Annotated in this window: 13 protein-coding genes; 10 read left to right on the forward strand and 3 right to left on the reverse strand. The window is 46.5% G+C overall.

The window, feature by feature from the left end; all coding sequences use genetic code 11:
- The first annotated feature begins 69 nt into the window (after positions 1-69).
- The 7 genes from ilvC (at position 70) to JMX98_RS04250 (ending at position 6,608) form a co-directional block, all read left to right on the forward strand.
- Positions 70-1,086: a ketol-acid reductoisomerase gene (gene ilvC / locus JMX98_RS04220; protein WP_105244921.1), complete on the forward strand. Its 1,017-nt coding sequence runs from the start codon at positions 70-72 to the stop codon at positions 1,084-1,086.
- Between the two features lie 332 nt (positions 1,087-1,418).
- Positions 1,419-1,847 carry a hypothetical protein gene (locus JMX98_RS04225; RefSeq protein WP_201584873.1) on the forward strand — a complete coding sequence of 143 codons (429 nt, stop codon included), beginning with the start codon at positions 1,419-1,421 and terminating at the stop codon, positions 1,845-1,847.
- Positions 1,848-2,233: 386 nt separating this feature from the next.
- The gene (locus JMX98_RS04230) at positions 2,234-2,446 is read left to right on the forward strand and encodes a cold-shock protein (protein ID WP_071003179.1); all 213 of its coding nucleotides are present in this window, start codon (positions 2,234-2,236) and stop codon (positions 2,444-2,446) included.
- Positions 2,447-2,657: 211 nt separating this feature from the next.
- The gene (locus JMX98_RS04235; RefSeq protein ID WP_201584875.1) at positions 2,658-3,221 is read left to right on the forward strand and encodes a DUF421 domain-containing protein; all 564 of its coding nucleotides are present in this window, start codon (positions 2,658-2,660) and stop codon (positions 3,219-3,221) included.
- 474 nt (positions 3,222-3,695) lie between these two features.
- On the forward strand, positions 3,696-4,445 hold the full coding sequence (locus JMX98_RS04240) for an electron transfer flavoprotein subunit beta/FixA family protein (protein WP_201584877.1): 750 nt from the start codon (positions 3,696-3,698) through the stop codon (positions 4,443-4,445).
- 155 nt (positions 4,446-4,600) lie between these two features.
- Complete coding sequence (locus tag JMX98_RS04245) at positions 4,601-5,533, forward strand: electron transfer flavoprotein subunit alpha/FixB family protein (protein ID WP_201584879.1); 933 nt, start codon at positions 4,601-4,603, stop codon at positions 5,531-5,533.
- 262 nt (positions 5,534-5,795) lie between these two features.
- Entirely contained in the window at positions 5,796-6,608 is an 813-nt protein-coding gene (locus JMX98_RS04250; RefSeq protein WP_201584881.1) for a 2OG-Fe(II) oxygenase, read from the forward strand.
- Between the two features lie 32 nt (positions 6,609-6,640).
- On the opposite strand, the gene JMX98_RS04255 is transcribed toward JMX98_RS04250, so the two are convergent.
- Together JMX98_RS04255 and JMX98_RS04260 are read right to left on the reverse strand one after the other, a co-directional pair.
- Entirely contained in the window at positions 6,641-7,435 is a 795-nt protein-coding gene (locus tag JMX98_RS04255; RefSeq protein WP_201584883.1) for a TrmH family RNA methyltransferase, read from the reverse strand.
- Positions 7,436-7,535: 100 nt separating this feature from the next.
- Complete coding sequence (locus tag JMX98_RS04260) at positions 7,536-8,519, reverse strand: class 1 fructose-bisphosphatase (RefSeq protein WP_201584885.1); 984 nt, start codon at positions 8,517-8,519, stop codon at positions 7,536-7,538.
- Between the two features lie 391 nt (positions 8,520-8,910).
- Between JMX98_RS04260 and JMX98_RS04265 the strand changes: the two genes are divergently transcribed.
- Genes JMX98_RS04265 through JMX98_RS04275 form a run of 3 tightly spaced genes read left to right on the forward strand, consistent with a single transcriptional unit; the run spans position 8,911 to position 11,797 of the window.
- Positions 8,911-9,984 (forward strand): aspartate carbamoyltransferase catalytic subunit, encoded by a 1,074-nt coding sequence (locus JMX98_RS04265; RefSeq protein ID WP_201584887.1) that lies wholly within the window; start codon positions 8,911-8,913, stop codon positions 9,982-9,984.
- A 60-nt stretch (positions 9,985-10,044) separates the two neighbouring features.
- Complete coding sequence (locus JMX98_RS04270; protein WP_413772318.1) at positions 10,045-11,256, forward strand: dihydroorotase; 1,212 nt, start codon at positions 10,045-10,047, stop codon at positions 11,254-11,256.
- Positions 11,249-11,797: a DUF2127 domain-containing protein gene (locus JMX98_RS04275; protein WP_201584889.1), complete on the forward strand. Its 549-nt coding sequence runs from the start codon at positions 11,249-11,251 to the stop codon at positions 11,795-11,797. Before JMX98_RS04270 ends, JMX98_RS04275 begins: the two co-directional genes overlap by 8 nt.
- 267 nt (positions 11,798-12,064) lie before the next feature.
- On the opposite strand, the gene JMX98_RS04280 is transcribed toward JMX98_RS04275, so the two are convergent.
- Positions 12,065-13,339, reverse strand: a complete 1,275-nt coding sequence (locus JMX98_RS04280) for a cation:proton antiporter (RefSeq protein WP_201584891.1) — start codon at positions 13,337-13,339, stop codon at positions 12,065-12,067.
- Positions 13,340-13,341: the final 2 nt, after the last annotated feature.

Below are 13,341 nucleotides of genomic sequence, written 5' to 3' on the forward strand. Positions count from 1 at the left end.
ACGAGAATGGTTGAAGTAGGAGCGCTTACTATCCATGGCACGCCATGATTGAGGAAAAGGACTCTATTTATGAACGTTTATTATGATAAAGATTGTGATCTATCGATTATCCAAGGCAAAAAAGTGGCCATCATTGGCTACGGCTCACAAGGTCACGCCCACGCGCTGAACCTACAAGACTCAGACGTCGATGTCACCGTGGGCCTACGTGCCAACTCGGGATCATGGAAAAAAGCTGAAAATGCTGGTCTAAAAGTCGCTGAAGTCGAAGAAGCGGTAAAAGCGGCCGACGTTGTCATGATTTTGACGCCTGATGAGTTCCAAAAAGAGCTTTATAATGAAGTAATCGAACCCAACATCAAAGAGGGCGCTACCTTAGCTTTCGCGCACGGTTTTGCCATTCATTACAACCAAGTAGTGCCGCGCGGTGATCTTGATGTCATCATGGTCGCACCAAAAGCGCCAGGTCATACTGTTCGCTCAGAGTTCACCAAAGGCGGCGGTATCCCTGATCTTATCGCAGTTTACCAAGACGCATCCGGTCAAGCCAAGCAGTTGGCGCTATCTTATGCAGCAGGCGTGGGTGGTGGCCGCTCGGGTATCATCGAGACGACGTTTAAAGATGAGACAGAAACCGATCTATTCGGTGAGCAAGCAGTGCTTTGTGGCGGCGCAGTAGAGCTGGTCAAAATGGGCTTTGAGACGCTAACTGAAGCAGGTTACGCGCCAGAAATGGCCTATTTTGAGTGCTTGCATGAGCTAAAGCTTATCGTCGACCTCATGTATGAAGGCGGTATCGCTGACATGAACTACTCAATCAGTAACAACGCAGAATACGGCGAATACGTCACTGGTACAGAGGTCATCAACGAGCAATCACGTGAAGCCATGCGCAATGCCCTAAAACGCATCCAGTCTGGTGAGTACGCGAAAATGTTTATCTCTGAAGGCGCGACCAACTACCCATCAATGACTGCCCGTCGCCGTAACAACGCTGAGCATCAAATCGAAATCACTGGTGCCAAACTGCGTGCTATGATGCCATGGATCGGTGGTAACAAGATCATCGATAAAGACAAAAACTAAACCAAAGCACTAAGCCTACGCTTATAAGTAGCCATATGCGCTATCTTTAGACTGGCTGCGTGAGACAAACCCATGTTATCAATAGATAGCATGGGTTTTTTGTAGGTGGATATGGGCTAAGAATAAATGATATGGGTTGAAAAACAAAAAACGCTGCCCAATATAGGCAGGCATTACGGTCTTAATTATGGTGGCTAATAGTGATGGTAGTCGGTGCGTATAGCAGTTAGCTGCCGCGCATTTTTTGTTGATGGTTGCCGCCATCAGTCTTTTTTTGTCTTTGTCTTATTGTCGCAAAGTGCTTCTTTTTTCTAGAATACAGGTTGTCTGTTGTGCAAATATCTTATCCTGACTGGCTAACGCCGCAATTCGTTTACATTACTCTGAGCGCTGTGGTAGCAGTCTTGATTTGGATAGAAGGGGAGATGCTCAAAAAAACAGACGGCAAACTGCCCAAATCAAAGTTTTTTCAGATCAGCTCATTATTGGATACATCGTGGTTTTTTGTCTCTGTTGTCATGCTCTATGCCATAGACCTAACACCACTGGCCATTACCGTCCCAGCGGCCTATGGTATCTATACCACCTTTGGCTGGGTCTATGGCACACGCCTGCTCAAACGTAAGGGCATTCCAGACTCACCGAAGGATTTGGTGGTTCCGGCCAAATACATCGCTTATAGCCAGTCGTTTTCATTGATATTTTTTGCGCTTTGTCTATTGGTACTAAGTGCGCCATGGCTCCCGATATCGCAAGGTTAGGGGGCTATTTAGTTATCTCGTTAGAAAGATGATTAGAAGAATTAGAGGATAGCCAAATAAAAGTAACGTCAATCATAATGAAAGCAGTTGATGTTATTATTGATAATCCCTTTGTTATCAAATAATTATGTTGTATCAGTACTGCCGGTGATCATTGGTTTTTATTCCTCATAACTATTTACAAAAATCATCAATTTAAGCTGTTGCCGTTAGGAAAAGCTGTTATAATCGGCTTGTACCCAGAGGATTTAAAGCAATAACTTTGCTTTATTTAACAGGGGCTTGGTGGTTTTTGCCAGTCCGCTGCAACAAAAGTTATTTGGGTATATATCAATTAATCGGTGACGACACCAGTCTCGCCAACAGTTAAAGAGTTAGGAAAATTTATGTCAGATAAAGTTGAAGGCACTGTAAAGTGGTTTAATGAAGCTAAAGGTTTTGGTTTTATCGCTCAAGACAACGGCGGACAAGACGTATTCGCTCACTACAGCGCCATCCAAGGTAGCGGTTTCAAAACTCTAGCCGAAGGCCAAAAAGTGTCGTTCATCTTAGGTGAGGGCAAAAAAGGTCCACAAGCTGAGCAAATCGAAGCACTATAATCTCTTTGCTGTTTGGGCACACTGATGTTCAGTACGCTCGATGACAGTGAGAGTGACGATATGCATATACTTTTTGTTTATAAAAACAATAAAAATACTGTTTAGACTTTAAAAAAAAGCAACCTCTTATCAGGTTGCTTTTTTTGTGGGGTTTGTTTTTCGGTTATTTACGATATAGGATTGATTGAGAATAGCGATATAAGGTTGATTTATGAAGTGGCAGACATGGTTTTCGATCGATTGGCAGCAGCTGGTGGGCATATCTTTATCTGCTGCGGGGTTTTATGTGGGCTTGATGCTCTTTATTCGCTTGATGGGGCTGCGCAGTTTTTCAAAACTATCTAGTCACGACTTTGCCATGACGGTTGCTATCGGTAGTATTTTAGCCTCTACGGTGTTGTCTGACTCGCCATCACTGATGCAGGGTCTATTTGCTGTGGCGGTGTTATTTGTCATGCAAGGGCTGATTTCTATGATCAGGCGCAAGGTCAAACCACTCAAATCGTTGATTGACAATAAAGCCATTATACTGATGGCTCACGGCGAGTATTTTGCAGACAATTTGGCCGAGGCAAATTTAAGCACCAGTGATGTACAAGAAGTGCTGCGCAAAAATGGCCTAAAGTCCAAGACAGAAGTGTTTGCGGTGATTATGGAGACGACAGGAGACATGAGCGTCATAAAAAACAATGATGTCCCGCCTGACTGGGCGTTGTTTGATGACATACGTGACAGCGAGCTGTTGATGAGACCGAGCCACCATGAGTCAAGCTAAGCTCAGGCTGCTTTGATGAGCAATGGCGCGCCAAACACTGGTAGGGTAAGAAGTCATAACAAAGCCTTAAGCAAGCTGTATGCTAGCAATGCTATAACAGAGTGAAGAATAAAGCTTGAGGTCAAAAAAAGGAAGAGGACATCAGGGTGAAATTGTGCGTTTATAAACTATTTATTATAGAATGGTGACAAATTTATGACGCATTATTCACGGCGTTGTCTTGACCTTGGGCCTGTGCTCACGCAAGATACGTAGGTCTGATAATAGCGGCGGGCTTAGCCTTAGTGGATTTTATTAATAAGAAATATGCGACAAATATGCGTTTTGGTATTGTTTCATCTCTCTTAATTAACTACTATCTATTGACGCAGTATAAACCTTGAGTAGTATTTTGAACGACAGTTTGAATAACCATGAACCTTTGGTTCTTAATTGGCAATTTTTTAATTCATAACATTAATAAACGAGGAACGTATGAAAGCATTAGTAGCGGTCAAGCGTGTCATTGATTACAACGTAAAAGTTCGTGTAAAAGCTGATAACTCTGGCGTTGACTTATCAAACACTAAGATGTCAATCAACCCTTTTGACGAGATTGCAGTAGAAGAAGCAGTTCGTCTAAAAGAAGCTGGCGTCATTGACGAGATTATTGTTGCCTCTATTGGTCCTAAAGAGTCACAAGAGCAGATTCGTGCGGCCTTGGCACTGGGTGCAGATCGTGGTGTTTTAGTATTGACTGACGACAAGCCATACCCTCTACAAGTCGCTAAAATCCTAAAAAATATCGCCGAAAGCGAAAGCACCGATATTGTTCTTTTGGGTAAACAAGCGATCGATGATGACAACAACCAAACAGGTCAGATGCTAGCGGCATTGATGGGTATCGGTCAGGGTACCTTTGCATCAGAAGTAAAAGTCGAAGGCGATAAAGTAAACGTCACTCGCGAAATCGATGGCGGCTTGCAGACGGTTGCGCTTGATTTGCCAGCAGTCATCACCACTGACTTGCGTTTGAATGAGCCACGTTATGCTAAATTGCCAAACATCATGAAAGCGAAGAAAAAACCGCTTGATGAAAAAACGCCAGCTGATTTTGGTGTAGATATGGCATCTAAGCAAGAGATTATCAAAGTCGTACCACCTGCTGAACGCAAAGCTGGTATCACAGTGGGCTCTGTTGATGAGTTGGTCGATAAGCTAAAAAATGAAGCAAAAGTAATCTAATGTCTTAATGATTGGATACTTCGCGGCGGCACATTGTGTACAAGGCTACGTCTATAAATTTGCGTCTATAAAGACAAGTCATAGGGCCATATAGACCACGTTGTACACAAACCCCTTCATGAATCGATGATACGAACAAATAAAGGATTAAAACAATGGCAATTTTGGTATATGCAGAACATGACAATGCCAGTCTAAAAAAGGCAACTTTGAACACCATCGCAGCAGCAAAACAAATGGGCGATGACGTTCATGTATTGGTCGCAGGTAGCGGCGCGCAAGCGGTCGCTGATGAAGCAGCAAAAGCTGAAGGCGTGACCAAAGTATTACTGGCAGACAACGCAGCATATGAGCACCAATTAGCGGGTAATGTGGCTCTATTGGTTGCTGATGTGGCCGGCGATTATAGCCATATCGTTGCTGCAGCGACCACCACTGGCAAAAACTTTATGCCACGTGTGGCCGCATTGCTAGATGTGAGCATGATCTCTGAAATCTCAGCAGTCGTAGATGCGCAAACCTTTGAGCGTCCTATCTATGCTGGTAACGCGACCGCTACCGTGAAGACGTCAGAAGATAAAGTGGTCGTTACGGTTCGTACCACAGCGTTCGATCCAGTAGCTGCTGAAGGCGGCTCGGCGACGGTTGAGACTATTGACAGTGTGCAAGAGACGGGCAAAGCAAGCTTTGTCAATGAAGAGATGGCGCAATCTGACCGTCCTGAGCTGACGTCAGCGAGTATCGTTGTCTCTGGTGGCCGTGCATTGGCAAACGGTGAGAACTTCACCAAATACATCGAGCCATTAGCTGACAAGCTAGGCGCTGCAGTTGGCGCATCACGTGCCGCTGTGGATGCAGGCTATGTACCAAACGATATGCAGGTCGGTCAAACCGGTAAGATCGTTGCGCCGCAGCTATATATCGCAGCTGGTATCTCAGGTGCAATTCAGCATTTGGCCGGTATGAAAGACTCTAAAGTCATCGTGGCGATCAACAATGACCCAGAAGCGCCAATCGCTAGCGTTGCTGATTACTTCTTAGAAGCAGATTTGTTTGAAGCTTTACCTGAATTGACTAGCAAAGTATAAAGATTAACGCTTTTGACTAATGAGAAACTTAATTTGTATTATATAAGCCCTGCTATCATATAGCGGGGCTTTTTATTGAGCTGATTATTGGACTAAGATTGTATATTGAGTCGACCTTATAATTTATAAAAATCCGCTTTATAGTAGTTTGAAGTAGTGTTAGTTAGGGTGGGGTTATTGGATAGAGGCTATGTTTAGTCTACTATATGACTCTACAATGCTATTGAGGTAATTATCACGGACGAGAAGGTAGAGAATCAGTATGAATGCAATTTTACAGTTAGAACCGACTTGGCAGCAGTGGATCGCAAACAATATAAATCGCGGCGTCGCTTATCATAAAATCATTAATACGCTTTTTGAGAGAGGTTTTTATGGCGCAGCCTATGAGCTAATGTCGCAGCAATCAGGTACGATCAATATTCCTTATATGGATATGAGCCATAACTCGATAGTGCTGCCGGATAAGACGGTGAAACTGGCATCGACTTTTTACCCTCCCTTTGTCGCCGTCATCGAAGGCTTCTTAAGTCATAAAGAGTGTGATCAACTGATAAGCAGTGCTGAAGGGAATATGCGAGACTCTCGAATTGTGAGCCCTGTCGATGGTACTTTTGCAGAGCACGATGCTAGAACCAGTAAAAGCCACGGCTTCCAGCGCGGTGCTACGCCTTTGATAACGACAATAGAAAATAGGATAGCAGCCCTATTACATTGGCCAGTGGTTCATGGAGAAGGGTTACAGGTTTTAAAATATGGTAAGGGCCAAGAATATCGCCCACATTATGATTTTTTTGATCCTAAAAACGCAAATTATCAAAAAAACATCGGTAAAGGTGGTCAACGCGTCGGTACTTTGCTGATGTATCTATCGGATGTCGAGGCGGGTGGCGGTACTAACTTTCCAAAGATAAATCTAGAAGTCAGACCAAAAAAGGGTATGGCATTATATTTTGCTAACACCAAGTTTGACGGCAGTATCGAACCTTTAAGCTTACACGCAGGCATGCCAGTAAATAAAGGCACGAAGTTTTTAGCTACTAAATGGCTACGAGCAAACCCTTACGTCAGCTAGTGTGAAGTTTCTAGCGTGAAGTTTAAGGAGGTTTAGTTATACTGTCTTTGCCGTAACGTCTCGTATAGACACAGCGACCCTGCGATAGCCACATTTAAGCTCTCTTGACCATTGGGCTGTGGTAGGGCAATGGGCGTGGCGCATTGCATCAGCTCGGCAGACACCCCTTGACCCTCATGACCCATAATCCAAGCGATAGGCTGGGTCAAATCGTGCTGATAAATAAGCGTATCAGTGTGGGAGCTGGTGGCAAATAACGGCGCTTGTACATGATCTAAAATGTCTTGAATACTCAAGCCTTCATAGATATGTAGGGCAAACTGTGCGCCCATCCCTGCTCGCAAGGTCTTAGGCGACCAAGCCTGCGCCGTCGCGCTGGTGCATAAAACATGAGGGATACCAACCGCTGCTGCTGTGCGTAGCAAGGTGCCCACATTGCCACTGTCTTGTACGTCATTGAGGATCAAACAATCCTCTGCAAGCATCGGTAAGCTGGGCGTGGGTATGGTAATCAGCGCCATGATGTCGATACCCGTACCGAGACTACGAATACTCTCGTACAGCGAGTCTGATAGCGTTATGATCGGCGTATGACTTGGTAGGCGCGTCAATAGTTGCCCAACCTCAGGATGCGTATGCGCTGATTCAGCCAGCAGGATTTGGGCAAACGGATAATCACTACGCAATGCAGCATCAATCAAATGTACGCCTTCGAGTACGGTCTGGCTGTGTTTTTTGCGCTGGCGGGCTTGCGTCAACAAACCTTTGACCAGCTTGACGGTATTATTCTTATCTGAGGTAATCAGCTCGGTGGGGTTTGCTACCATAATAGATCGCTTAGAGAAAAATATAAGTGAATCAATCAGGATAAGGTGCCATTAAACAAAACAAGTGTTATCCTGATTGCGATAAACCGATGGGTCAAGCTTATGAGTGAGCGTGCTGTACGTGCAAGTCTTTGACATAGTTGACTTCGTTTTTGCTGCCTAATACCACCGGCACACGCTGGTGAATGTCAGTCGGCTCGATATCCAAAATACGGTTGATGGCATCTGTCGCCGCGCCGCCTGCCCGCTCAATCAGCAAACTCATCGGATTGGCTTCATACATCAAACGCAGCTTACCTGCCTTGTTAGGGTATTTGGTGTCGAACGGATAAGTAAAGAGACCACCGCGGCATAAAATGCGATGAACATCGCCGACCATTGCAGCGACCCAGCGCGTATTAAAATCACGGCCGCGAACGCCCGTCTTGCCCGCGATAAGCTCATCGATATATTGCTGCATCGGCGCCAGCCAGTAGCGATAATTGGAAGCATTAATAGCATATTCGCTGGTATCGGCGGCGATTTGCACATGGTCATTGATAAGAATATAGTCGCCACTGTCTGGGTCTAGGCTAAACATAACCACATTATCAGCGATGGTCAGTGCCAGCACCGTAGAGGTGCCATATAGCAAGTAACCGGCTGCCAGCTGCTTATTGCCCGCTTGCAAAAAGTCACTGTTTTCGCTGTTCTGCCCTTGACGCTCATACGGTAAGATAGAAAAAATGGTGCCAACCGCCATGTTGATGTCGATGTTTGATGAGCCGTCGAGCGGGTCAAACAACACCAATAGGCTGCCATTTGCATTGGCAGGGGTGGCATCATCTAACTCTTCTGAGGCAACGCCTGCGCAGTGAGTGTTTTTTGCTAAGGCGTCCAGCAGTAAGTCATTGGCCAGCACGTCTAGTTTTTTTTGCTCTTCGCCTTGGACGTTTTGATTGCCCGCTTCGCCCAAGATATCGGCGAGCGCGCCTTTTTTGAGCAGCCCAGAGATGGTCTTACCCACCTCCGTCACGGTGGTGATTACGTCGCTAAGCGCAGGGTCTTTAGCATGCGCGTCTAGATAATTTGCTAAGGTGCTCATAAGGCTTCCTGATAAGTTATATGAAGAGATAAAAAAAACGGATCATGATAAAAAGATGTCGTGGCCATCGCTCAACGGCTAAGCAAATTTTGAAATAGCTGATAGCGCGTCTTTGTCCTGACCACAAAATCAGCTACACTATGTGCATTGTTAATGATTTATGGTTTGACTCGGCGGCGTCCTAAAGGCGACAAGATATCTCACCGATAAGACGCTTGTGTCATTAGGGTAAATTGTAGCAAATAAGTGCTAAAAAGTCCCCGTGTCTGCCCATGCCAACACCAAATGATCGAATAAAAGCCAATAAAGACTGACGGGCTGTGTATTATGGTCGTATCTTATATAGTCCTTCATATAGCCTCATATCAACTCACAATAAAGACGTGTCCTTATGCCAAACTCTATCGATAGTCCCTTAACGCAGTCGGTCTCACCCACTGATTATGCCAAGTTTGACCCCAATACCATTCATCAAAGGCTCAATAGCTCATTGAGTCGTCCGCAGCTCAATGCAGACAATCGTATTCGTCACTTTTTGGGCGTAGAAGGACTCAATAAGGCTCAGCTGCAAGCAATCATCGCCAAAGCAGAGACTTTTTTTGATGAAAATGGGCAACTGATTAACCGTCCTGAGCTTGACGGCTATACGGTGATGAACTTATTTTTTGAACCATCGACGCGTACCCGTACGACCTTTGAAGTGGCCGAAAAACGTCTTGGTGCCAATGTGCTCAATATCGATATCGAACGCTCTAGTACCAAAAAAGGCGAGAGCCTACGCGATACCTTGTGGAATCTGCAAGCCATGACAGCAGATATCTTTGTGGTGCGTCATTCGGCCTCGGGTGCAGCGCACTTTATGGCGACAGAGGTGACGCCTGATATTGCTATCATCAATGGTGGGGATGGCTGGCATGCGCATCCGACTCAAGGTATGCTCGACATGCTGACGATTCATCGCGAAGCACCGCGGCCGTTTGAGGCGCTATCAGTAGCCATTATTGGTGATATCAAACACTCTCGGGTAGCTCGCTCGGACATCAGTGCGCTGCAGACCTTAGGCGTAAAAGACATTCGTGTCTGCGCACCGCGTACCTTACTGCCAAAAGGTATTGAACGGTATGGTGTCAAGGTCTATGAAGACATGAATGCGTGCGTCAGCGATTGTGATGTCATCATGGGCTTGAGAATTCAAAATGAGCGTATTGGCTCGCCGCTACTGGCATCATCTAGCGAGTACTACAAACATTATGGCATCACCCCAGAGCGGGTGGCATTGGCCAAGCCTGATGCCCTCGTCATGCACCCAGGGCCGATGAACCGCGGGGTAGAGATTGCCTCAAGCGTGGCTGATGGCGCTCAGTCGGTCATCTTAAAGCAGGTGAATAATGGTATTGCGATTCGTATGGCGGTGTTGGCATTGGCCATGGAAGGTCAGCGCGCCCATCAGGCGTCTCGCCTATAAAGGCCAAACGATTATTTTACTCTTTTTTATTTTCATTTTATCGATACGGTAATAACGCTCATGTCTACTACACTCAATACAGATGCGCCGATATTTGACCACCTGCCGGCTGCCATCAAACAATCATTACCAAGTACCGTCTATGATAAGCTCGCAAGCTTAGAGGCGGGGCGCGAGATGTGGCTGCTCCCACCATTGGTTGATTTGTGCGCGCGTTTGCGCGAGCCAGGTCAGCAGCAGCATGGCACCTTACAGTCAGAAGGGTCGGCGGCGCGTGGCAATGGGTTTTTGCATGTGGTCATTCCGCCCGACACGACCCCCATTTTAGAAAACGGCTCATTATTAAAAGGCCTACGCGAGCGTGCGCTGAGCGATGGCGGCATTCATTTGCATATTTTAGGCGCATTGACGGCAGGTCTAGAAGGTGAGCGCCCCTCTAACATCGCTGGCCTAAAAAAAGGCGGCTGCATCGCGGTTTCTAATGCTCGCAGACCCTTTAGCAATGATCTGGTGCTGCTACGTACGCTTGAGTACGCGGCCACGTTTGGTATGAAGGTATTCTTTTATCCCAATGAGCCAAGTCTGGCGGGAGAAGGGGTGGCGCATGAGGGCTATATTGCATCTTATCATGGCTTACAAGGTATCCCGTGGATCGCTGAGACAGTGGCTTTGTCTACGCAGCTGCTGATGGTGGAAGAAACAGGCATTGCCGCTCACTTTAGCCAGCTGTCTTGCAAGTCTTCGATTGAGCTGATGCGCTGGGCAAAAGATAAGGGCTTGCCTGTCACGTGTGATGTGGCCATGCATCAGCTTTATTTGACCGATGATAATTTGGAAGGTTTTAACGCCCAAGCGTATGTGCTGCCGCCGCTGCGTAGTAATACCGATCAGCAAGCCATCCGCCGTGGCCTAAAAGACGGGACCATCGATGCCATCTGTAGCCATCATGAGCCACTCAATAGCACTGCCAAAAAAGCCCCGTTTGCTGAGAGCACTCCTGGTATCTCAAATTTTGATACCTTTATGGCGCTGGCTTGTCAGTTGGTACACGACGAGGTCTTAACGCTCGAGCAACTGGTAGATAAAATCTGTCTCAATCCTGCTAAAATCGCAGGCATCAGTGAGCAGTATGAGCACATCGGTGGCGCGGTATTGGTCGATCCTACACTAAAATGGCAAGTCACCAAAGAGTCTATGCTCTCAAACGGCAAAAACACGCCATTCTTTAACCAGCAGTTGCAAGGCCGCGTCGTGGAGACTTTCTTTGGCTAATCTGCCTCGATCAGATGATCGTTTGCCGCCATCTGTCGAGGATGGCTCTTCTCATGCGCCCCACAGATCACACAAGTCGGCGAGCACCGCCAGTGAATCTATCAAAGCAGTGGCCATCTATGAGGTGGTCAAAGGGACGGGGGCTATTCTTGGCGCTGGGGCGTTATGGTTATGGCATGCAAGCCTTGAATATTGGTTAAGCCATGCAAATGACGCTTGGCAGCAAAGCTTCGGTCAGCTGCTAGCGCCGCAGATCGAAAGTGCGGTGCGCATTGCTCAGCAGGCCAGTAAAAACTGGCCCATGTTTTTGCTACTGATCGTTGCGTACGCCAGCTTGCGTTTTTTGGAGGCGTATGGCTTGTGGCAAGATAAGACATGGGCGTATTGGTTTGGTGTGCTGGGCTATGGCATATTTATACCTATCGAGATTTACTATTTGCTAGCACGCCCGTTTGATTGGTTTAAGCTTGCGATACTGATCTCAAATATCGTTATCGTGTTTGTGGTTTATCGCAATATGAAACGAAAGGGGTTGATATAACGATTTTATTTAGCCCATCAACTCAGTAGTACCGTCAAACATAGTCGAGTCCAAGTAAAACAGATACATGGCTATCAAGTCGCTCAATGAAACGTTGTTTTTCTTGGGTGCTGTGCCTACGCCGACAGATGCTACGAAAAACAACTTTTCCTCTCAAGGTATCGTTTTTATATCGGATTGACTGTACAGTAGACCAGCATAGCAATAAATGCTTATGCTGGTCTTTTTTTATGATGATAATAGAGGGACAAAAGACTTTTAAGCGAATTATAGCGTGGTGGCCTGCTTATCAGGCGCAATGCTTTTTGCGACCTTACCAACGCTCAAGCCTTGTACCAAGATAGAGAAGATGACCACCGCATACGTGAGCGCCAGTAAAATGTCACGCTCTGCGCCCGTTGGTAGCTGCAGCACCAGTGCCACCGAGATGCCGCCGCGCAGTCCGCCCCATGTCAGTACTTTCCACGCTCCAGTTGGCAAGTCAAGCTGCCGCTGAAGGGTCTTTGTGGTCATACCGACAACGATAAAACGGGCAAGTAAGGCAATAACAATCGTCAAACCTGCAGCGATAAATAAATTGCCAGAATATGCAATCATCACCACCTCAAGTCCAATTAAGACAAATAAAATCGCATTGAGAATTTCATCGATCAGCTCCCAAAATAGATCGATATAGTGTCGTGTTTTATCACTCATCGCCAGTGCTCGTCCGCGATTACCGACCATCAGTCCCATCATGACCATGGCCAGTGGCCCTGAGAGATGCCAATGGCTGGCCAGCGCATAGCCGCCGATCACCCCCGCCAGCGTCAATAGCACCTCTTCTTGATAACTATCAATGCTCTTTAGCATATAGTACAAAATCGCCCCAAGCACCAGACCAAACACAATGCCGCCGCCTGCCTCAACGGCCAAGGTATGGGCCACATAGTTGGCTGTTGGGATATCGCCGCTGGATAAAATACCAAGTAGCAGGACAAAAATAACGACGCCGATACCATCATTAAACAACGACTCGCCTGCGATGACGGTCTCTAAGCTTTTTGGGGCGCCAGCGGATGATAAGATGCCCATCACCGCGATAGGGTCGGTCGGCGAGATTAAAGCGCCAAACAACAAACACCAAAGAAACGGCAAGCCAAATCCAAAGAATGGCAACATAAGATAGAGCGCAGTGGCGATTAGCAAGGCTGAGACTAGGGTACCTACGCAGGCGAGAATACCAATGGGCAGTCGATAGCGTTTTAAGTCACTGATATTGATATGCAGCGCCCCTGCAAATAAAAGCATCGAGAGCATACCGTCCAATAGCACCTCGGTAAAATCTAGCTGCTCTAGTAAGCTCACTTCATAATCAATGAGCTGGTCGAACCCCAAAAATCCCAAAAAAATCGCACCGATAGATAGGACAATCGAGATCACCATGACTCCAATGGTCGTGGGCAGACCGATAAAGCGATGATTGACATAGGTTAGCAGGGCAGTAATCGATAAAAAGATAGCGCTGATTTCAAGTATGGTCAGGCTGGTTGCAGATGCCATAA

This window comes from Psychrobacter sp. HII-4 (assembly GCF_904846595.1).
Lineage (GTDB): Bacteria > Pseudomonadota > Gammaproteobacteria > Pseudomonadales > Moraxellaceae > Psychrobacter > Psychrobacter celer.